We start from the raw sequence: 18,765 nt of genomic DNA, 5'->3' as shown, positions 1-18,765 counted from the left end.
CTATCGTGACGCGTCGATGTCCATCCTTGCGAGCAGACCGTCGCGCCGGTAGGATTGGTGATAGAGCGCCGCGCCGATATGGAGGCAAAGCAAGCCCATCAGCGCGAAGGCACTGAACGCATGGGCCTTCATCGGCGCGAAGTCGAAGAAGTGCGGCAATGCGGCATTTGACCCGAAGAACAGGATCGGCGCGGCATCGGACAGCACCATTACGCCGATGCCGCTAAAGCCGATCAATACCAGGATCGCGTAGAGCAACACGTGCGTGACATGGGTGATCAGGGCTTGCCACCGGGGCTGGCCGGAAGGATCGCCGGGTCTCACGTCGAAAAATCGCCAGACGATACGCATCAGCGTCAACCCCAACACCAGCACGCCAAGCGGCACATGAACACGCAACAATGTTGCCGCCCGTGCCGGATCGGCAGTGTTGGCCGCCGCCAAACCGAGCGCCAGCAGCACGAATACCGCCAACCCCGATGCCCAATGGAGCGTAATTGCCAATTGCCCGTAACGGTGGGCATCGCCCCTTATCTTCATGCCGGCAGCCTTGTCGTTTTACACCGAGACAGATACATAGCGTACTATGTTAAACATAGCCAGCTATATAAAATGACTGATGAACCGTCGCTGGGTGAAACGGTCAACCGGGCTGCACGATTGTTGCGGCGGCTTGCGGACGAGCGACTAGCGCCATTCGGCCTGTCGTCGGCTTACCTCCCGGTACTGACCGCGCTTCTGCGGTGCGAGCCGCTATCGCAAAAGGCACTGACCGAGCATGCGGGGATCGAGCAGCCGACCATGGCCGCCACGCTGGGCCGCATGGAGCGCGACGGTGTTATCGAACGCCGATCGCACCCCGCCGACCGGCGTAGCGCGCATTTCGTGCTGACATCGGCAACCCGCGAGAAAACAGCGGCGATCGCAGAGGCTGTCCAGGACCTTAGCAAGGACGCCCTTGCGCCTCTGTCCGCGGCCGATCGCAAGAAATTCGCGGCGATGCTTCACGACGTCGCCGGCGCGGTCGAGGAGGCGCTGGCCGAGCGGGGCAAGCCATAGGCATTCCGAGGATTGCCGCAGGCCAGACCCTCAGACCGTGATCCGGGCCTCGGTCTTGGCCAGGACCTCGTCCTGCGTAACGAGAGGGGCCAGTTCGACCAGCCGGAACGGTTCGCCTTTGCCGGGTCGCTCCAGCACGCACAGGTCGGTAATGATCATGTCGACGACGCCCTTGCCGGTCAGCGGCAGGCTGCATTCGCGCCTGATCTTGGGTTCACCGTTCTTCGAGACGTGGTCCATTGTCACCACGATACGCCGCACTCCGGCAACGAGGTCCATTGCGCCACCCATGCCCTTCACCACCTTGCCCGGGATCATCCAATTGGCGAGGTCGCCCTTTTCCGAGACCTCCATCGCGCCCAGGATTGTCAGGTCGATATGCCCGCCGCGGATCATCGCGAAGCTGTCGGCCGACGAGAAGAAGCTCGACGACGGCAGCGCGCTGATCGTCTGCTTGCCCGCGTTGATGAGGTCGGGGTCGACCTCGTCCTCATAGGGGAACGGGCCGATGCCAAGCATCCCGTTCTCCGACTGGAGCGTCACCGTCATCCCGTCGGGGATGTTGTTGGCGACCAGCGTGGGAATGCCGATGCCGAGGTTGACATAATAGCCGTCGCGCAGTTCCTGGGCGGCGCGCGCTGCCATCTGGTTGCGGTCCCACCCTTTGGTGTCTTGAGCCATCAGACTTCACTTCCCGTAGCGGCCAGCGCGACGCCGCGCTGGCGGGTGGTGCGAAACTCGATCTTCTTGTCCGGCTGCGGGTTGAGCAGCAGCCGCTGGACGTAGATTCCGGGCAGATGGATCTGGTCGGGATCGAAAGTGCCGACGGGCACGATCTCCTCGATCTCGGCGACGCAGATTTTCCCCGCGGTCGCCATGGGCTGATTGAAGTTGCGCGCCGTGCGGTGAAAGACGAGATTGCCCGCTTCGTCCGCCTTCCAGCCCTTTATCAGCGAGATGTCGGCGACGAGCGCCGTCTCCATCACATATTCCTCGCCCCCAAATTCCCGCACTTCCTTGCCATCGGCGACGACGGTGCCGACGCCGGTGCGGGTGAAGAAGGCGGGAATACCGGCCCCGCCCGCCCGGCATCGCTCGGCAAGACTGCCTTGCGGGCAGAATTCAAGCTGGAGCTCGCCGGCAAGGAACTGGCGTTCAAATTCTTTATTCTCGCCCACATAGGAACTGATCATCTTCTTGATCTGGCGAGAGCGCAGCAGCTTGCCCAGGCCGACGCCATCGATGCCGGCATTGTTCGAGATGCAGGTCAGTCCCTTGACCCCCAGCACCGCCATTGCGTCGATAAGTGCCTCGGGAATGCCGCAAAGGCCAAAGCCCCCGACCATCAGCGTCATGTCGTCGGCGAGGATGTCGCGCAGCGCCTCCTCGGCCTCGTGGTATACCGGCTTCACTTCCCGCCCTCCATGACCTGCTTGCCCCTGTTCTGACTAGAGCGCCCATCGATGTCCCGGAGCACAGTAACGATGATGGGGTTCGTCAGCCATGAATGGTTGATCGCGTCAAGCATGGGAAAAGCAAGACCGTCATGATCGTCTCTACCTTGTCCGCAAAGAGAGATTGAGTTCGAATCTAGTTCAAGGCTTCCAGTATTTCGCGGATGCGATCCAGGCGGCTGTTTTCCTCCTCGATCCTTTCCGACAGGATCAGCCGCCCGCCCCGGGCTTCCAGCCCAAGCTCGTGGACGTCGGTCTTAAAGCCGTTCCGAGGAGTCAGGGCGACCGCGGCCGGCCCCGCATCGATCCGCGCAATCCCGGCATCCCGCGCCAGGCATCGCAGGCGGGTGACCGCCATCAGCACTTCCGCCTCCCGCGGCAGCGGCCCGAAGCGATCCGCCATTTCCTCCTCCAAAGCATCGGTTGCGACGCTGTCCTCCATTCGCGCGAGCCGGGCGTACAGCGCAATGCGGATCTCGGGTTCGGGTATCCAATGCGCCGGCAGGCAGCCCGTGGCTCCAAGGTTGAGTTCCGGCAACCAGCGGTCGACCGTTTCCCCGCGCGCCTGACGCAGCGCGCCCTCAAGCAGGTGCTGGTAGAGCGCCACGCCGATCATCTTCATGTGTCCCGCCTGCACGTCGCCGATGAGATCGCCGGCGCCGCGCATGTCGAGATCGCGCCCGCTGATGGCAAAGCCGGCACCCAGGCGATCGAACGCTTGCAGCGTGCGAAGACGCTGAAGCGTATGCTCGGCGATCTGGCTTCCCGCGTCGGTCGTGAGGAGCACCTGTCCGCGCCGACTGCCTCGACCGACGCGTCCCCGCAGCTGGTGGAGTTGCGCCAGGCCGAACCGGTCCGCATGAACGACGACCATCGTGTTGGCGCGGGGCACGTCCAGCCCCGCCTCGATGATGTTGGTTGCCAGCAGCACGTCGCCGTCTCCCCCGGCAAACTGTACCATTGCAGTGTCCAGGTCGGCCGCCGCCATCTTGCCATGTGCCTGGACGAGGCGAAGCTCGGGCGCGAGCCGCCCGATCACGTCGGCGAGGCCGGCCAGTTCCTCGACGTGCGGCGCGACGACGAAGCTCTGACCGCCACGCGCCTTTTCGCGCATCAGCGCGATACGGATCCGCACTGGGTCGAAGGTGCCCAGGGTGGTGCGGACCGGTTGCCGGCGCGCCGGCGGGGTGGCGATGACCGACAATTGCTGCAAGCCGACCAGCGCGGTTTGCAAGGTGCGGGGGATCGGCGTGGCGCTGAGCGTCAGCACGTGCGTGCCGTCGCCTTGCCGCAGCCGGGCCTTGTCGATCGCGCCGAAGCGCTGCTCCTCGTCGATCACGACCAGCCCCAGTGCCCGATAGGTCACGTTTTTGCCGGCAACCGCGCCCGTGCCGACGACGATCTGGATCGAACCTTCCGCCAGGCCCGCCCTGACTGCCTTCTTTTCCGCCGCACTCGAGAATCGCGAGAGGCCGGCGACGTTTATGTCGCTGCCATCGAAACGGCGGCGAAAGCTTTCAAGGTGCTGGCGGACGAGGACGGTCGTCGGGGCGGCGACCACGACTTGGCCGCCGGCCAGCGCTACCATCGCCGCCGCACGCAACGCCACCTCGGTCTTGCCATAGCCGACGTCACCGACCACCAACCTGTCCATCGGCTTGCCGGAGGCCAGATCATCCCGCACCGCCATGATGGCGCGCGCCTGATCGCTCGTCTCCGTAAAGGGGAAGCCCGCGGCGAACCGCTCATAACGGGCCAGGTCGGGCACGAAGGCGCGCGCGGTCAAGCTTGCGCGGGCGGTTGCCTTGGTCGCGAGTGCCTTGGCGCTTTCGGCCACGGCCGCATCAATGGCGCTACGCCGCTTCTCCCAGCTGCTTCCATCGAGCTTGTCCAGCGCCACTGCATCGGCGTCGGCGCCGTATCGCCACAACCGGTCGGCGGCCTCGACGGGGATCAGGCGGCGTGCCTCGGCGGCAAATTCCAGGACGATGGCATCGCCGCCGGCGCCTGCCGGCATGGATTCAAGTCCTATCACCTTGGCGATGCCGTGATCTTCATGCACGACGATGTCGGCGATGCGCAGGTCCACCATGTCGCCGAGAATGTCGCCGGGACGGGTTGCGTCGCCCTGGTCCTGGACCGCGCGGCTCCCCAGCAGATCGGCGGCGGCGACCAGTAGGACGTCCGGGAGGCGGAAGCCCGCAAGGGCGGGCATGGACAGGGTCGCCACTGCGCCTTTCGCAAGCATCTGCGCCTCTGTCCAGGTAGACAGCGCGACAGGCTCGCCAAGGTCCCTGGTCAGTCGGCGGCGGATGAAGCGCAGATCGCGTTCGCCCCCCGCCATGACCAGCCGCATCCCTTCGGCGAGCGCGGGGCGCACCAAGCGCAGGAACGCCGCCCACGGCGCCCTGCGTTCGACGAAGCGCGGCATGGGCTCGACATCGTCGCAACTCCAGTCGAGTATTTCCCATCCGACCAATGCCCTGTCCCAGTCATCGTCGGACACCGCGGACGAGGCTCGCCCACTCGCGCGGGATGCCTCGGCCGCCAGCGACACGAAGCGCTCACGCCGCGCGTCCGTCTGGGCGCCGAAAACGATGCGGGCGGGGGCGAGATGTGCCAGCAGCGACACTCCCGCTCCGATCGGGGGCTCGGCGGCAGGACCGATCTCGACTTGATCGAGATCGGTCACGCTGCGCTGGCTGACGGGATCATAGGCGCGAATAGACGAGATCCTGCCTTCGGCGATCTCGATCCGGACAGGCAGTTCGGCATCGGCGGGGAACAGGTCGATCACCTCGCCACGCACCGCGATTTCCCCCGGCTCGTCGACGCGCTCGTCCACAAAATATCCGGCCTCAAGCAGTCTATCGGAAAGAGCGGTGACGTCGATCACGTCATTCGGCGACAGAAGGGGCTGGGCCGAGGAGAACGCTTCGGATGGGGGATAGATCCGTGCTATCGCCTCGGCACTCGCAATGAGGGCAACTGGCTGTCGTGACTTTGCGTGCGTCAGCATATGCAGGCGTCGCAACGCGCCGACGCGATGGCCGGCATTGGCGGGACTGGCGGGTGTGTCATCGCCCGGCAGGGCATCGCTGGAGGGAACGTGGACCACCGCACCGTTGGCGATCGCCCGCGCCGCGGCGGCCAGTCCTTCGGCCTCCCGCTCATCGGTAGCGACGTAGACGATGTTGCCCGCATTCATGGTTTCGGCAATGCGCGTCGCGACGCGTGTCACATTGATCTGGTCTGGCATGATTTCTCCCCGAAAAAGGGGGCAACGTCGATGGCGGTCAAAGGCTGCGTCGGGATCGAGCGTGTAAGCGCTTCGCTCGACCGGGGCTCGATCGCGGTGAACTACGAGGATTGCGGCAACTCTTGTTGCACCCGGCGGGTTGAAGACAGGAATCGACAGGAGGGCGTGATGACGAAGGAGCTGAAAGCAGGCGACGAGGTCACATGGCGCAGCCATGGCGGCACCGCGCATGGCAAAGTGGTCAAGAAGATCACCACCCCCACTACCATCAAGGGCCACAAGGCCGCCGCCTCCAGCGATGAACCGCAATTCATTGTTGAAACCGACGAGGGAAAGCAGGCCGCGCACAAGCCCGACGCGCTCCGGAAGGGGTGAGGTCCGACACCGCGCCAGCGAAATGATCCTGATCCCCGTTCTGGGCGACCAATGCAGCCACGGCCTCGCTTCGCTGCGCGATGTGTACAAGGACAATGCGGTGATCCTGATGATGGAGGTGGTCGACGAGACCACCTACGTCAAACACCACAAGGTCAAGATCGCGCTGATCCTGTCGGCCATGCGCCATTTCGCCGCCGAGCTGGAGGCGGACGGCTGGACTGTCGACTATGTGCGGCTGGACCAGACCGGCAACACGGGTAGCTTCACAGGCGAGGTCCAACGCGCGATTGGTCGCCACCAGGTCGATCGTGTCCGCATCGTCGAAGCAGGCGAGTGGCGGGTCCAGAAGATGATCGAGGGATGGGCAGAGGCGTCAGGACTGCCGGTCGAGATCCTGGTCGACGACCGGTTCTTCTGCTCCATCCTCGACTTTCAGACCTGGGCGCAGAGCCGGCACGATCTGGTCATGGAGCCTTTCTATCGCCTGATGCGCGGCCGGACCGGCCTCCTGATGGACGGTGCGGAGCCGGTGGGCGGCGTCTGGAACCTGGACAAACAAAATCGCATGCCGCCCCGGAAGGGCGTCGATTATCCTCAACCGATGCGGTTCTCCCCCGATGCGGTCACCAGCGAGGTGCTGGTGCTGGTCGAGCATCGCTTCGCCGATCATTTCGGATCGCTCGATAATTTTCACCTGCCGGTCACCGCCGGTGAGGCGAGACAGGCGCTCGACCATTTCGTCCGCGCCGCGCTGCCTGACTTCGGAAACTGGCAGGACGCGATGGTGACGGATGAACGGTTTCTCTTCCATTCCTGGCTGTCGCCCGCGCTCAATTGCGGGTTGCTCGACGCCCGCACGGTGTGTGATGCCGTCGCGGAGGCCCATGCGGCGGGCGACATACCGCTGAATTCGGCCGAAGGCTTTATTCGCCAGATCCTGGGTTGGCGCGAATATATGCGTGGCGTATATTGGCTGGAAATGCCCGATTTCGCCAACGCCAACGCGTTGCGCCATGAGCGGCCTTTGCCCGAATTCTACTGGACGGGCGAGACCGACATGCTTTGCCTGCGTCAAGCGATTCACTCGACGCGCGACCTCGCTTACGCCCATCATATCGAGCGATTGATGGTGCTTGGCAACTTTGCGCTACTCGCAGGGGTATTGCCGCAGGCGGTTTCGGACTGGTTTCTGATTGTCTATGCCGATGCGTACGAATGGGTCGAGCTGCCGAACGTCATCGGCATGTCGCAATTCGCCGACGGCGGGAGATTGGGGTCGAAACCCTATGTCTCGGGCGGCGCCTACATCAATCGCATGTCTACCTATTGCGGCGAGTGCCGTTACGACGTGAAACTGAAGACTGGCCCGGACGCTTGTCCGTTCAATGCGCTCTACTGGGATTTTCTTGCCCGGCACGAACGAACCCTGCGCGGCAATCACCGCCTGTCGCCGGTCTATCGCAACTGGGATCGGATGACGGACGAGCAAAAGCGCACCTACCGATCGTCTGCCGGCAGCTTCCTGGAAACACTTGAACCGGCGGCCAAGGACTGGGCGAGGACCTGACGGGCGCTGAGAAAATGGCTGGGTACATGAGCCGTCCTCATGATCGATCGACAAAAAATGGCCGGTGACTTTCGCCACCGGCCAGGTTGTCCGCAGGAGGAACATCATGTGGGGAACGGGTGTGTCGCCCCCCAATCCCGTCAATAATGATAAGCGCGTTCGCCATGTTCGGCGATGTCGAGGCCTTCCTGCTCGACATCCTCGGTGGCGCGCATGCCCCAGGTCTTGTCGATCAGGAGGAAGAGAACGGTGGCACCGATCGAGGACCAAGCCAGCGTCACGATCACGCCCTGGCATTGAATCCACAGCTGGGTGGCCATGTCGTAGGTTCCCGCAACGAGAGCCCCCGGCTTGGTCGCATAATCGGCGATTCCCTGGCCGCCGAGCTTGGGATCGACGAGGATGCCGGTCATGATAGCACCGGTGATGCCGCCGATGCAGTGCACGCCGAATACGTCGAGCGAGTCGTCATAGTTGAACTTCGATTTCACCCAACTGACGAAGAAGAAGCAGATCGGCGACACGATCAGCCCGAGCACGACCGAGCCCATCGGCCCGGCATAGCCCGACGCCGGCGTGACCGCGACCAGCCCCGCGACGACCCCCGTGGCGGCGCCGAGCAGCGATGGCTTGCCGCGCACGATCTGTTCGACCAGCAGCCACGACAATCCGGCGGCGGCGGTGGCGACGAAGGTGTTGATGAATGCCACCGCGGTCACGCCGTTCGCTTCGAGGTTCGACCCCGCGTTGAATCCGAACCAGCCGACCCACAGCAAGCTGGCGCCGATCATCGTCATGGTCAGGGAATGCGGCGGCATCGCCTCCTTGGGAAACCCGATGCGCTTGCCGAGCAGCAGGCACAGGACGAGGCCGGTAATGCCTGCATTGATATGCACCACGGTGCCGCCGGCAAAGTCGAGCGCACCCTTCTGGAACAGCCAGCCCGCATCGGCATTCTGCGCGGTCAGCGCGTCGGCGCCGGCCAGGGCCGCCTTGGCGATGGCGTCCGGCCCCCCCCAATACCATACCATGTGTGCGATCGGAAAATACACGAAGGTCACCCACAGGGCGGTGAACAGCATAAGCGGCGAGAACTTAACCCGCTCCGCGACCGATCCGACGAACAAGGCGGGGGTGATGCAGGCGAAGGTCATCTGAAAGCAGATATAGACATATTCGGGGATGTAGACGCCGTTCGAGAAGGTCGCCGCCTGGCTGTTGGCATCGACGCCCATGAGGAACGCCTTGCCGAACCCGCCGAAGAAGGCGTTGCCCCCGGTAAACGCCTCCGAATAGCCATAGGTCACCCACAGCACGGCTACCATGCAGGTGATCATCAGCACCTGGGTCAGCACGCTGAGCATGTTCTTGGTGCGGACCAGGCCGCCATAGAACAGCGCCAGCCCCGGCACCGACATCATCAGCACCAATAGCGACGACACCAGCATCCAGGCGGTATCGCCTTTGTCAACGGTCGGCGCCGGGATCGCCGAGGCCGGTGCCGCGGCACCCTGCGCCCAGGCCGGCAGGGCAGCGAACAGCGCGATAGCGCCAAATCCCGCCAGCGCCGTGATCTTCATCGATTGCTTCATGTCACCCCCTGTCATCACAGCGCGCTGTCGTCGGTTTCGCCGGTGCGGATGCGCACCGCCTGGTCCACGTCGAGCACGAAGATCTTGCCGTCGCCGATCGCCCCGGTATTGGCCGCCGCCTGGATCGCCTCGACCACCTGCGCCGTCATGTCGGCGGCGCAGACCACTTCGATCTTGATCTTGGGCACCATGTTGGTGCTGTATTCCGCCCCGCGATAGATTTCGGTCTGGCCCTTCTGCCGACCAAATCCCTTGACCTCGGTGACGGTCATGCCGGCGACCCCGACACTCGCCAGAGCCTCGCGCACCTCATCGAGTTTGAACGGTTTGATGATGGCGATAACTAGCTTCATCGCGCCCCTTCCCTGATTATGAACTGAGATGATGCAATCGACGTGCCAGAGTCGTAACAAAGTGTTAATGGCGTCAGCCGCGCAACCAAATGTTACAAACAGGTAAAAATTTGTGCAGTCGCGGGGGAGTGCCCATTTTTCAGGCAGCACCACCAACGAGACGGGAAGCCGCTGAGAGGTCGTCGTCATCGACCATCACCCGTACCGGGATCAGGAAATAGCTGCCGTCGGCAATGGAGGCGTTGCCGTCGAGGGTGATCGCGTCGATCCCCTCGGCGGCAAGCCGGCCGACGATGATATGCGCCTCGTTGCGGGCATAGCGGCCGAGTTCTACCAGGCTCATGTCGCACGCAGCCTCGGCGAACGGCCGACCGGATAGGCGAGACCGATGGGCTGGATATCGACTCTGCTCATGGCGGCTCCGATTTGACCGTCTATGGCATCGCGCATGGACCATGCGTTTGGCACACGCGCCAGTATCATGCCGCAAGCGCCGCGACCACGATGTCGAGATCAGCGCGCGCTCGCCGTCCTGATCTCCGGCTTCTGATCGTCAGATCGCCGTGCCACCGACCGTCAGCCCGCTGACCAGCAGGCTCGGCTGGCCGACACCGGCCGGTACGCTCTGCCCGCCTTTGCCGCACATGCCGACGCCTTCGTCGAGCGCGAAGTCGTTGCCGATGCCGGTGACCCTGGTCAGCACGCTGGGGCCGTCGCCGATCAGCGTCGCGCCCTTGATCGGGGCGCCCAATCTGCCGTCCTCGACCAGATAGGCTTCGGTGCAGCTGAACACGAATTTGCCCGACACTATGTCGACCTGCCCGCCGCCGAACGATTTGGCGAAGATCCCCTTCTTGACCCGGGCCAGCAGCGCGGCGGGGTCGTCATTGCCCGCCTTCATGAAGGTGTTGGTCATCCGCGGCATCGGCGCATGAGCATAGCTTTCGCGCCGGCCGTTGCCGGTCGGCGCGACGCCCATCAGCCGGGCGTTCAGGCGATCGTGGATATAACCCTTCAAAATGCCGTCCTCGATCAGGATGTTCTCCTGCGTCGGCGTGCCCTCGTCGTCGATTGACAGCGATCCGCGCCGATCCTGGATCGATCCGTCGTCGACCACGGTGACGCCGGGCGCGGCGACTCGCTCGCCAATGCGGCCGGAAAAGGCGCTGGTGCCCTTGCGGTTGAAATCGCCCTCCAGCCCATGGCCGATCGCCTCGTGGAGCAGCACGCCGGGCCATCCCGGCCCGAGCAGCACGGTCATCTCGCCCGCGGGTGCTGCGACCGAATCGAGGTTGACCAGCGCCTGGGCGAGCGCCTCGTCGATCGCGCGGCTCCAGGTCTGTTCCTCGAACAGCGATTTGTAGAGGTAGCGTCCGCCGATCCCGAACGTGCCGGTCTCGCGCCGGCCGTTCTGTTCGACGACGATCGACACGTTGAGCCGTACCAACGGCCGGACGTCGGTGGCGACAAAGCCGTCCGGTCGCATGATCTCGACCACCTCCCACGATCCCGACAGGCCGACGGAGACCTGCGCGACGCGCGGGTCGCGGGCGCGGGCGGCGGCGTCGATCGTCTGGCACAAATTCACCTTGGCGGCGAAGGGGACCAGGTCGAGCGGGTCGGCATCGGTATAGAGATAGCGGTTGGTCGCGCGCGGCGGCGTGGCGCGCGGGCCCGTCGCGGGATCGATCAGCGCCATCGTCTCGGCGGCGCGGGCAATCGCGGCGGCGCTGATCTCGCTGGCATGGGCGAACGCGGTGGTCTCGCCCGACACCGCGCGCAACCCAAAGCCCGAATGCGTGTCGTAGCTCGCGGTCTTCAGCCGCCCGTCGTCGAACCCGAACGCCTCGGCCCGGCGATATTGCAAATAGAGTTCGCCGTCATCGGCCTGACCCAAGGCAGCGGCGGTGAGGGACTGTGCCTCGGCGGGGTCGAGGCCGTCGCGATAGAGGAACGCGCGGGGATCGGTGGTGCTGGTCATTGCCGGTAAATAGGGGCGCCGCCGTGCCAGGTAAACCAGCGGCTTAGTTATTCGGGCAGCGTATAGGCCAGATCGTAATGATGCACGCCATCCTTGATCTCGATCGACAGCGTTCCGGCAATGCCGGTCAGCGCATCCGTGCCGGTATCGGGCGAGATCACGATAACGAGGTCGCCCTTGCCGGCTTTGTCCATCGTGCCGCGATGGAGCAGCAGGAAGCCGCCGCGGCGGCCGTCCACCGTGCCGGTGAACTGGTCGACCGCGACATAGGCACCCGCATTGCCCGGCGTGGGCGCACCCGCCGAAATCATCGTGCCGGTCGCCGTGCCGGTCAGGCCGCCGGAAAAGGTCTTGGCAATCCCCATGCGGCCCGTCGGCAGGCCGCCGGCCGGGGCGGGCGCCTGCGCTTCGGGGGTTATCTTCACCGCGAACGTGCCGGTGGCGTGGTGCATCGTCGGTTCCTTATAAGCGGCGGTAGCGAGCCCGGCGGCGGCCAGCGCCAAGACCACGCGCATCCTCATCAAAGGCTCGCGCCTTCGGAAATGTCCGGCAGCTTTGCCTGGTCAGCCCCATCCGCGGGGCCGCCGATCAGCACGAAGCGGCGGTCGCAATACCCGCAATCGACATAGCCCGCCTCGTCGATCTGGAGGAACACGCGCGGGTGGCCGAGCGCCGCGCCGCCCGAAATGTCGGTCGCGCCGTCACAGGCGACGCGGGCGTGGGAAACGCGGACGGTTTCGGGCGGCGGCAGCATTGGGGGCGGGATAGCAAGCGGCAGGCGGCTGCTCAATCCTCCGCGTGCCGGGGAGGAATTGCCGTCACGCTTTCCCAAGCCTAAGCCCCCGCCCATGACCGACGCCGCGATTGTGATCGACCAATTGTGCAAGACCTATAAGGGCGGCAAGGTCGCGCTTGACCAGGTCAGTTTCGAGGTGCCGCGCGGCAGCATCTTCGGGCTGCTCGGCCCCAATGGCGCCGGCAAGTCGACGCTGATCAACATCCTCGCCGGCTTGGTCAACAAGACGTCGGGCAAGGCGAGGATCTGGGGCTTCGACGTCGACCAGCATCCGCGCAACGCCAAGGTATCGATCGGCATCGTCAACCAGGAAATCACCTTCGACCCGTTCTTCACGCCGTTCGAGATGCTGGAGATCGCCGCCGGGCTGTACGGCGTGCCCAAGGCGAAGCGGCGATCGATGGAACTGCTGCGCGCCGTCCATCTGGAGGACAAGGCCCATGCCTATGCCCGCACGTTGTCGGGCGGCATGAAACGGCGGCTGATGGTGGCCAAGGCGATGACCCATTCGCCGCCCGTGCTGGTGCTCGACGAGCCGACCGCGGGTGTCGACATCGAACTGCGCCAGCAACTCTGGGCCTATGTCAAGCAGCTCAACCAGCGCGGCGTGACGGTCGTCCTGACCACGCATTACCTGGAGGAAGCCGAGCAATTATGCGATCGCATCGCGATCATCAACCACGGCCGGGTGATCGCCAACCAGCCGACCCGCGCGCTGCTCGGCATGGCGCAGGAAAAGGTCGTCGAGGTGACGGTCGACCGCGACATCACCGCGCCGCCCCAGGCGGGCTGTTTCCAGAAGGTCGAGCTGAAGCGCGCACGCGTGCTCGAGATCACCTATCGCAAGGACCAGGCCAATGCCGGGCAGGTGCTCGACGCGGTGCGGAAGGACGGGCTGGGCATCGTCGACGTCTCGACGCGAGAGGCCGATCTGGAGGACGTGTTCCTCAACCTGACGCGCGCCGCCGACGCTGCCTGAAAAGCTTTACCGATACGAGCAACTGACGATATAAATGCGATGGGTGGTATAAATGCGATGGGTGGTCCGGGATAGCTGCAAGGGGGAGTTTGCCGATGTCGATCGACGGATCCGGATGGTCGGGCGCGGGCATATCCGCTGCCTTGCTGTTGGTTGCGCTTACCGCCTCCTGCGCCGGCTCCGGACCCCCGGCCAATCCAATCATCGGCGAATGGCGGATCGTCGACGGCAATTGCAATCCGATGTCACGGATCATCTACACGCCGACGACCTATGCGGGCTACGAGACGGCGGCCGGGTCGTTCCCCGGGTGGAAGAAGCTGGACGCCAGCTATACCGTCAGCGCGGAGGAAGTGTGGATGCGCGCGGGCGGCAGCAACTACCGGATCATTCCGCTCGACGCCGATCACATCAAGCCCGACGATCTGAGCGCGTGCATCTATCAGCGCGTCAAATAGCCGCCGGGCTGTTCCACGGACCCCCGCCTGTGCCACAATGAGCGGATGATCGCTTCCCTCATTCCGTCCGCGTCCGTTTCCGTGCCTGTTTCCGCTGCCTTTGCGGCCCATCCCCTGACATCGCGGCGGAGCCTCAACGTCGTCAACCCTTTCGGAGGCGGGCGGTGAGCGACGCCCGCGCCTCGGACATCCTGATCATCGGGTCGGGTGCGGCCGGGCTGACCGCGGCGCTCAACCTCGCCGATCGCTTCAAGGTGACCGTCCTTGCCAAGAGCGGACTCGCCGAGGGATCGACCGCCTGGGCGCAGGGCGGGATCGCCGCGGTGCTCGAGCCCGGCGACACGTTCGACAGCCATATCGAGGACACGATGATCGCCGGCGCGGGGCTGAACGACCGCCGGACCGTCGAGTTCGTGGTCGAGCGCGCGCCCCGCGCGATCGCGCGGCTGGTCGATCTGGGTGTGCCGTTCAACCACGACGGCAATGAACTCCACCTCACGCGGGAAGGCGGGCACAGCCACCGCCGCATCGTCCATGTCAACGACGCGACCGGCCGGGCGGTGCAGGAGGCACTGCTCCAGGCGGCGCGGAGCCACGGGAACATCACCCTCGTGCCCGACCAGATCGTCATCGACCTCGCCACGTCGAAACATGAGCAGCGTTATTCGGGGGCGGGCAATGTTTGGGGCGTCTATGCGGTCGATCGCGCGACCGGCCGCGTCGAACTCTACACCGCCAACGCCACGATCCTGGCGACGGGCGGCGCGGGGCGGACGTACCTGTTCTCGACCGCGCCGCGCGGGGCGACCGGCGACGGCATCGCGATGGCGTGGCGCGCGGGCGCACGCATCTCGAACATGGAGATGATGCAGTTCCACCCGACCTGCCTCTACAATCTCGACGTCAAGAACTTCCTGATTACCGAGGCGGTGCGCGGCGAGGGCGGGCAGCTCAGGAACCCCAATACCGGCCACCGCTTCATGCCCGAGCTCGACCCGCGTGCCGAGCTTGCGCCCCGCGACATCGTCGCGCGCGCAATCGACGCCGAGATCAAGCGCTACGGCCTCGATTACGTCCATCTGGACATCAGCCATGTGGGTGCCGATTTCGTCCGACATCACTTCCCGACAATCTACGAGAAGCTGATGGGGCTGGGCATCGACATGACGATGGAACCGATCCCGGTCGTCCCGGCACAGCATTATACGTGCGGCGGGATTATGGTGGATCTCGACGCGCGGACTGATCTGCCCCGGCTTTATGCGGCGGGCGAGTGCACGCAATCGGGGCTGCACGGTGCCAACCGGCTCGCCTCCAACTCGCTCCTAGAATGCTTCGTGTTCGGAGAGGCGGCCGCCAGGCATATCAATACGCATTGGGAGGACCTGTCGCCGCCGCCCGCGATCCGGCAGTGGGACGAAAGCCGCGTCACCGATTCGGACGAAGAGGTCGTCATCAAGCAGAACTGGACCGAGATCCGGCGCTTCATGTGGAATTATGTCGGCATCGTCCGCACCTCCAAGCGGCTGGAACGCGCCGCGCACCGGATCAAGATGCTGACCGACGAGGTCGGCGACTATTACGGCCATTTCCGCGTGACGCCCGACCTGATCGAGCTGCGCAACCTGCTCCAGACCGCCGACCTGATCGTGCGATCCGCGCTCCACCGCAAGGAAAGCCGCGGCCTGCACTATACCCTCGATTATCCCGAGACGTTGTCGGTCGCCGTCGATACGATCCTGGTGCCTTAGCCTTTGGCGGGAATATCCTTGCCTTTCATCGGCTTGCCTTCCTCGCTTCGTCGTGCTTCAGAATCCGTTCATCGCGTGCGCGCTATGAACCGATTTTGTGCGGATCGCCAGCATCGTAGCGATCGTCATGAGTGGGCGAAAACGATGATCGTCGAGTTGAATCGCAAAGCCAAGATCGCGGTCGGGATGGCGATCGGACTGTTGTTCTCGGGCTGTGTAGGCGACCGCCGCGCGCCGATCGTACCGGTCGCGGTCGTCCGGCCGCCGCTGCCCGTCTCCACCCCGGTCAGGCCCGCGAAAGCGACCCCGCCGCAGGCGCTGGTGGTGCTGGTCGACTCGCTGACCCGCAATTTCGGCGGCAAGGTCGGGATCGCGGTCAGGAGCATCGACGACGGCTGGACCGTCGCGTCGAACGGCGACCTGAAGCTGCCCCAGCAGAGTGTGTCGAAGCTGTGGGTGGCGATGACCGTCCTCGACCTGCGCGACCAGGGCAGGCTGACATTGGCCGATCCGGTTACCGTGCGGCGCGCCGACCTGACGCTGTTCCACCAGCCGATCGCCGCCCTAGTCAAGGGCGACGGCTATATGACGACGGTCGGCGAGTTGCTGCAGCGCGCGCTGACGCAGAGCGACAACACGGCCAATGACCGGCTGCTGCAATTCGTCGGGGGGCCGACCGCGGTGCGCGCGTTCCTGGCCCGCAAGGCGATCGCCGACATCCGCTTCGGCCCGGGCGAACGGCTGCTCCAGGCGGGGACCGCCGGGCTGACCTGGAAGCCCGAATATTCGACCGGCAGCGCGTTCGTTCGTGCGCGCGCGGCGTTGCCGGGATCGATCCGCCTGGAGGCGTTCGAACGCTATATCGCCGATCCCCCCGACGGCGCGGCGCCCCGCGCGATCGCCACTGTGCTGGGCCGGTTGCAGCGCGGCGAGTTGCTGTCGAGGGACTCGACGCAATATCTGATCGGTACGATGGAATCGTCGCGCACCGGCAGGCAGCGGATGCGCGGCGCGGTCCCGCCGGGCTGGAGCTTCGGGCACAAGACCGGCACGGGCCAGGACCTGAACGGCCGCACCGCCGGCTATAACGATGTCGGCATCCTGATCGCCCCCGACGGCCGCGCCTATGCGATCGCGGTGATGATCGGGGATACCGTCAAGACCATCCCCCAACGCCAGGACCTGATGCAGGCGGTGGTGATGGGGGTTGTCGCCAACCATCGCTAGCCTGGCGTCCGTCTTGTTCAGGCGGCACCGGCCCGCTCCCCCTCCCGGCCGCCCGTTCAGGATAGGCTATGGGCGGCCGGGAGGGGGAGCGGGCCGGTGCCGGTTCCGTCGAAGAGGGGTAAGGTCTGCGTGCAGACCCGCTACTTCTTCCGCTTGAAATCCACGCTGACCACGTTCGATCCGTCGTCGACCCTGGACGTTGCGCCGTCATTCTCGGCTTCGTCGTGCGGTTCGGGTTCGTCGGGGCCTTCCTGCGCCTGGAAGCGGAGCTCGAAATTGACCGCGGGATCATGGAAACCGGTAATCGCGCCATAGGGAATGACCAGCTTTGACGGCACCTGGTTGAAGCTCAACCCAACGGAAAACTTCTCGTCGTCGACCATCAGGTCCCAGAAGCGGTTCTGGAGGACGATCGTCATCTCGTCGGGAAAGCGCTCGATCAGCCGTTGCGGGATGTCGACGCCCGCGGCGTGGGTCTTGAACGTCACGTAGAAATGATGCTCGCCGGGCAGCCCGCCCCCCGCCGCGACCGAGCCCAGCACGCGGCCGACGACCGCGCGCAACGCTTCCTGGACGATCTCGTCATAGGGAATCAGGCTGTCGGGCAGTCCATCGCTCATCCCCCTTCGGTAGCCGATGCCGGGCGAGGGTCAAGATTGCACAGCCCGGCCCAGCCGCTATGGGGGTCGCGATGCGCCGGGCAACGATCAGCCGCAAGACCAGCGAGACCGCGATCGACGTGACCATCGATCTCGACGGGACCGGCGCGTATGACGTGTCGACCGGCATCGGTTTCTTCGACCACATGCTCGAACAGCTCAGCCGCCATGCGCTGATCGACCTTCACGTCCGCGCCGTCGGCGACCTGCACATCGACCAGCACCACACGATCGAGGACACCGGCCTGGCGATCGGCGAGGCGGTGGCCAGGGCGCTGGGCGAAAAGCGCGGCATCCGTCGCTATGCCGACGCCCTGTCGCCGATGGACGAGACGCTGACCCGCGTCGCACTCGACCTATCGGGCCGGCCGTTCCTGGTGTGGAAGGTCGGTTTTTCGCAGAAACGACTGGGCGAGCTGGACACCGAGATGGTCGAGCATTGGTTCCACAGTTTTGCCCAGGCCGCCGGCATCACCCTCCATGTCGAGACGCTGTATGGCGTCAACAACCATCATATTGCCGAAGCGGCGTTCAAGGGGGTGGCGCGAGCGCTGCGCGAGGCAGTCGAGATCGACCCGCGCAAGGCCGATGCGATCCCGTCGACCAAGGGCCTGCTGTGAGCCTCGCTTCGTTTCGGGGAGAGGAATGATGTTGGCGCTGATCGATTACGGCGCGGGCAACCTCCATTCGGTGGCCAATGCGCTGAAGGCGGCCGGTGCGCGCGACGTCGCCATTACCTCCGATCCGGACGCGATTGCCGCCGCCGACCGCATCGTCCTCCCGGGCGTCGGCGCGTTCGGGACGTGCGCCGCGGCGCTCCGGGCGATCGACGGCATGGTCGATGCAATCGAACAGCGCGTGCGGCGCGAAGGCGTGCCTTTTCTGGGCATCTGCGTCGGCATGCAGCTGATGGCCGGCACGGGCGAAGAAATGGGGAGCCATGCCGGGCTCGGCTGGATCGCCGGGTCGGTCCGCCGGCTCGAACCCGGCGAGGTCGACGCCAAGGTTCCGCACATGGGCTGGAACGACGTGCGCCCGACCGCCCCCCACCCGCTGATCGTGCCGGGAGAGGCGTATTTCCTGCACAGCTATGGCTTTGTCGGCGCCGATGTCGTCGCCATCACCGATCATGCCGGCGCGGTCACCGCGGCGATTGCGCGCGACAATCTGGCCGGGGTGCAGTTCCACCCCGAAAAGAGCCAGCGTTACGGGCTGGAACTGCTCCAGAGGTTCCTGACATGGCGGCCTTGAT

At 65.0% G+C, this 18,765-nt stretch carries 20 protein-coding genes; 9 read left to right on the top strand and 11 right to left on the bottom strand.

The genetic code is table 11. The features are described from left to right. Nucleotides 1-540 carry a cytochrome b gene (locus tag ACFE7K_RS07725; RefSeq protein ID WP_375397600.1) on the bottom strand — a complete coding sequence of 180 codons (540 nt, stop codon included), beginning with the start codon at nt 538-540 and terminating at the stop codon, nt 1-3. Between ACFE7K_RS07725 and ACFE7K_RS07720 the strand changes: the two genes are divergently transcribed. Beyond that, on the top strand, nt 517-1,059 hold the full coding sequence (locus tag ACFE7K_RS07720; RefSeq protein ID WP_375397599.1) for a MarR family winged helix-turn-helix transcriptional regulator: 543 nt from the start codon (nt 517-519) through the stop codon (nt 1,057-1,059). The genes ACFE7K_RS07725 and ACFE7K_RS07720 overlap by 24 nt on opposite strands. Before the next feature lie 30 nt (nt 1,060-1,089). On the opposite strand, the gene ACFE7K_RS07715 is transcribed toward ACFE7K_RS07720, so the two are convergent. The 3 genes from ACFE7K_RS07715 to ACFE7K_RS07705 all read right to left on the bottom strand — a co-directional run bounded on the left by ACFE7K_RS07715 (nt 1,090) and on the right by ACFE7K_RS07705 (nt 5,721). Beyond that, nucleotides 1,090-1,740, bottom strand: coding sequence for a 3-oxoacid CoA-transferase subunit B (locus ACFE7K_RS07715; RefSeq protein ID WP_375397598.1), 651 nt, complete (start codon nt 1,738-1,740; stop codon nt 1,090-1,092). Beyond that, complete coding sequence (locus ACFE7K_RS07710) at nt 1,740-2,471, bottom strand: CoA transferase subunit A (RefSeq protein WP_375397597.1); 732 nt, start codon at nt 2,469-2,471, stop codon at nt 1,740-1,742. Before ACFE7K_RS07710 ends, ACFE7K_RS07715 begins: the two co-directional genes overlap by 1 nt. 178 nt (nt 2,472-2,649) lie before the next feature. Next, entirely contained in the window at nt 2,650-5,721 is a 3,072-nt protein-coding gene (locus ACFE7K_RS07705) for a TRCF domain-containing protein (RefSeq protein ID WP_375397629.1), read from the bottom strand. Nucleotides 5,722-5,802: 81 nt separating this feature from the next. On the opposite strand from ACFE7K_RS07705, the gene ACFE7K_RS07700 reads away from it, so the two are divergent. Next, a complete protein-coding gene (locus ACFE7K_RS07700; protein ID WP_375397596.1) occupies nt 5,803-6,147 on the top strand; it encodes a DUF2945 domain-containing protein in 345 nt (114 codons plus the stop codon). 22 nt (nt 6,148-6,169) lie between these two features. Next, nucleotides 6,170-7,717 carry a cryptochrome/photolyase family protein gene (locus tag ACFE7K_RS07695; protein WP_375397595.1) on the top strand — a complete coding sequence of 516 codons (1,548 nt, stop codon included), beginning with the start codon at nt 6,170-6,172 and terminating at the stop codon, nt 7,715-7,717. A 140-nt stretch (nt 7,718-7,857) separates the two neighbouring features. Here ACFE7K_RS07695 and ACFE7K_RS07690 read toward each other — a convergent pair whose 3' ends face one another. From ACFE7K_RS07690 to ACFE7K_RS07665, 6 genes are all read right to left on the bottom strand, one after another. Beyond that, complete coding sequence (locus ACFE7K_RS07690; protein WP_375397594.1) at nt 7,858-9,309, bottom strand: ammonium transporter; 1,452 nt, start codon at nt 9,307-9,309, stop codon at nt 7,858-7,860. Nucleotides 9,310-9,323: 14 nt separating this feature from the next. Continuing rightward, nucleotides 9,324-9,662: a P-II family nitrogen regulator gene (locus ACFE7K_RS07685; RefSeq protein ID WP_375397593.1), complete on the bottom strand. Its 339-nt coding sequence runs from the start codon at nt 9,660-9,662 to the stop codon at nt 9,324-9,326. 139 nt (nt 9,663-9,801) lie between these two features. Then, the gene (locus ACFE7K_RS07680) at nt 9,802-10,005 is read right to left on the bottom strand and encodes a DUF2007 domain-containing protein (protein WP_375397592.1); all 204 of its coding nucleotides are present in this window, start codon (nt 10,003-10,005) and stop codon (nt 9,802-9,804) included. Nucleotides 10,006-10,215: 210 nt separating this feature from the next. Beyond that, nucleotides 10,216-11,643, bottom strand: coding sequence for a metalloprotease TldD (tldD, locus tag ACFE7K_RS07675; RefSeq protein ID WP_375397591.1), 1,428 nt, complete (start codon nt 11,641-11,643; stop codon nt 10,216-10,218). Nucleotides 11,644-11,690: 47 nt separating this feature from the next. Continuing rightward, on the bottom strand, nt 11,691-12,164 hold the full coding sequence (locus ACFE7K_RS07670; protein ID WP_375397590.1) for a DUF3224 domain-containing protein: 474 nt from the start codon (nt 12,162-12,164) through the stop codon (nt 11,691-11,693). Next, entirely contained in the window at nt 12,164-12,397 is a 234-nt protein-coding gene (locus tag ACFE7K_RS07665; RefSeq protein ID WP_375397589.1) for a zinc-finger domain-containing protein, read from the bottom strand. Before ACFE7K_RS07665 ends, ACFE7K_RS07670 begins: the two co-directional genes overlap by 1 nt. A 94-nt stretch (nt 12,398-12,491) precedes the next feature. Between ACFE7K_RS07665 and ACFE7K_RS07660 the strand changes: the two genes are divergently transcribed. The 4 genes from ACFE7K_RS07660 to ACFE7K_RS07645 all read left to right on the top strand — a co-directional run bounded on the left by ACFE7K_RS07660 (nt 12,492) and on the right by ACFE7K_RS07645 (nt 16,854). Beyond that, a complete protein-coding gene (locus tag ACFE7K_RS07660) occupies nt 12,492-13,418 on the top strand; it encodes an ABC transporter ATP-binding protein (RefSeq protein ID WP_375397588.1) in 927 nt (308 codons plus the stop codon). Between the two features lie 95 nt (nt 13,419-13,513). Next, a complete protein-coding gene (locus tag ACFE7K_RS07655) occupies nt 13,514-13,876 on the top strand; it encodes a hypothetical protein (protein WP_375397587.1) in 363 nt (120 codons plus the stop codon). A gap of 164 nt (nt 13,877-14,040) precedes the next feature. Then, nucleotides 14,041-15,627 (top strand): L-aspartate oxidase, encoded by a 1,587-nt coding sequence (gene nadB / locus ACFE7K_RS07650; RefSeq protein WP_375397586.1) that lies wholly within the window; start codon nt 14,041-14,043, stop codon nt 15,625-15,627. Nucleotides 15,628-15,771: 144 nt separating this feature from the next. After that, on the top strand, nt 15,772-16,854 hold the full coding sequence (locus tag ACFE7K_RS07645) for a serine hydrolase (protein ID WP_375397585.1): 1,083 nt from the start codon (nt 15,772-15,774) through the stop codon (nt 16,852-16,854). A 140-nt stretch (nt 16,855-16,994) separates the two neighbouring features. On the opposite strand, the gene ACFE7K_RS07640 is transcribed toward ACFE7K_RS07645, so the two are convergent. After that, nucleotides 16,995-17,474 carry an SspB family protein gene (locus ACFE7K_RS07640; protein WP_375397584.1) on the bottom strand — a complete coding sequence of 160 codons (480 nt, stop codon included), beginning with the start codon at nt 17,472-17,474 and terminating at the stop codon, nt 16,995-16,997. 71 nt (nt 17,475-17,545) lie between these two features. Between ACFE7K_RS07640 and hisB the strand changes: the two genes are divergently transcribed. Together hisB and hisH are read left to right on the top strand one after the other, a co-directional pair. After that, nucleotides 17,546-18,133: an imidazoleglycerol-phosphate dehydratase HisB gene (hisB, locus tag ACFE7K_RS07635; protein ID WP_375397583.1), complete on the top strand. Its 588-nt coding sequence runs from the start codon at nt 17,546-17,548 to the stop codon at nt 18,131-18,133. Between the two features lie 25 nt (nt 18,134-18,158). Then, nucleotides 18,159-18,764, top strand: coding sequence for an imidazole glycerol phosphate synthase subunit HisH (gene hisH, locus ACFE7K_RS07630; RefSeq protein ID WP_375397582.1), 606 nt, complete (start codon nt 18,159-18,161; stop codon nt 18,762-18,764). Nucleotide 18,765 lies beyond the last annotated feature (1 nt).

This window comes from uncultured Sphingomonas sp., assembly GCF_964244265.1.
GTDB lineage: Bacteria > Pseudomonadota > Alphaproteobacteria > Sphingomonadales > Sphingomonadaceae > Sphingomonas.
This window is presented reverse-complemented; position numbering and strand designations above follow the sequence as displayed.

Excerpts from the sequence above, each read along its gene's own strand:
- hisH (WP_375397582.1), top strand. The coding sequence starts at position 18,159 with ATGATGTTGGCGCTGATCGATTACGGCGCGGGCAACCTCCATTCGGTG.
- tldD (WP_375397591.1), bottom strand. The coding sequence starts at position 11,643 with ATGACCAGCACCACCGATCCCCGCGCGTTCCTCTATCGCGACGGCCTC.
- ACFE7K_RS07645 (WP_375397585.1), top strand. The coding sequence starts at position 15,772 with ATGATCGTCGAGTTGAATCGCAAAGCCAAGATCGCGGTCGGGATGGCG.
- ACFE7K_RS07670 (WP_375397590.1), bottom strand. The coding sequence starts at position 12,164 with ATGAGGATGCGCGTGGTCTTGGCGCTGGCCGCCGCCGGGCTCGCTACC.
- hisB (WP_375397583.1), top strand. The coding sequence starts at position 17,546 with ATGCGCCGGGCAACGATCAGCCGCAAGACCAGCGAGACCGCGATCGAC.
- ACFE7K_RS07695 (WP_375397595.1), top strand. The coding sequence starts at position 6,170 with ATGATCCTGATCCCCGTTCTGGGCGACCAATGCAGCCACGGCCTCGCT.
- ACFE7K_RS07685 (WP_375397593.1), bottom strand. The coding sequence starts at position 9,662 with ATGAAGCTAGTTATCGCCATCATCAAACCGTTCAAACTCGATGAGGTG.
- ACFE7K_RS07660 (WP_375397588.1), top strand. The coding sequence starts at position 12,492 with ATGACCGACGCCGCGATTGTGATCGACCAATTGTGCAAGACCTATAAG.
- ACFE7K_RS07680 (WP_375397592.1), bottom strand. The coding sequence starts at position 10,005 with ATGAGCCTGGTAGAACTCGGCCGCTATGCCCGCAACGAGGCGCATATC.
- ACFE7K_RS07715 (WP_375397598.1), bottom strand. The coding sequence starts at position 1,740 with ATGGCTCAAGACACCAAAGGGTGGGACCGCAACCAGATGGCAGCGCGC.
- ACFE7K_RS07655 (WP_375397587.1), top strand. The coding sequence starts at position 13,514 with ATGTCGATCGACGGATCCGGATGGTCGGGCGCGGGCATATCCGCTGCC.
- ACFE7K_RS07705 (WP_375397629.1), bottom strand. The coding sequence starts at position 5,721 with ATGAATGCGGGCAACATCGTCTACGTCGCTACCGATGAGCGGGAGGCC.
- ACFE7K_RS07690 (WP_375397594.1), bottom strand. The coding sequence starts at position 9,309 with ATGAAGCAATCGATGAAGATCACGGCGCTGGCGGGATTTGGCGCTATC.
- ACFE7K_RS07700 (WP_375397596.1), top strand. The coding sequence starts at position 5,803 with ATGGCGGTCAAAGGCTGCGTCGGGATCGAGCGTGTAAGCGCTTCGCTC.
- ACFE7K_RS07665 (WP_375397589.1), bottom strand. The coding sequence starts at position 12,397 with ATGCTGCCGCCGCCCGAAACCGTCCGCGTTTCCCACGCCCGCGTCGCC.
- ACFE7K_RS07725 (WP_375397600.1), bottom strand. The coding sequence starts at position 540 with ATGAAGATAAGGGGCGATGCCCACCGTTACGGGCAATTGGCAATTACG.
- ACFE7K_RS07640 (WP_375397584.1), bottom strand. The coding sequence starts at position 17,474 with ATGAGCGATGGACTGCCCGACAGCCTGATTCCCTATGACGAGATCGTC.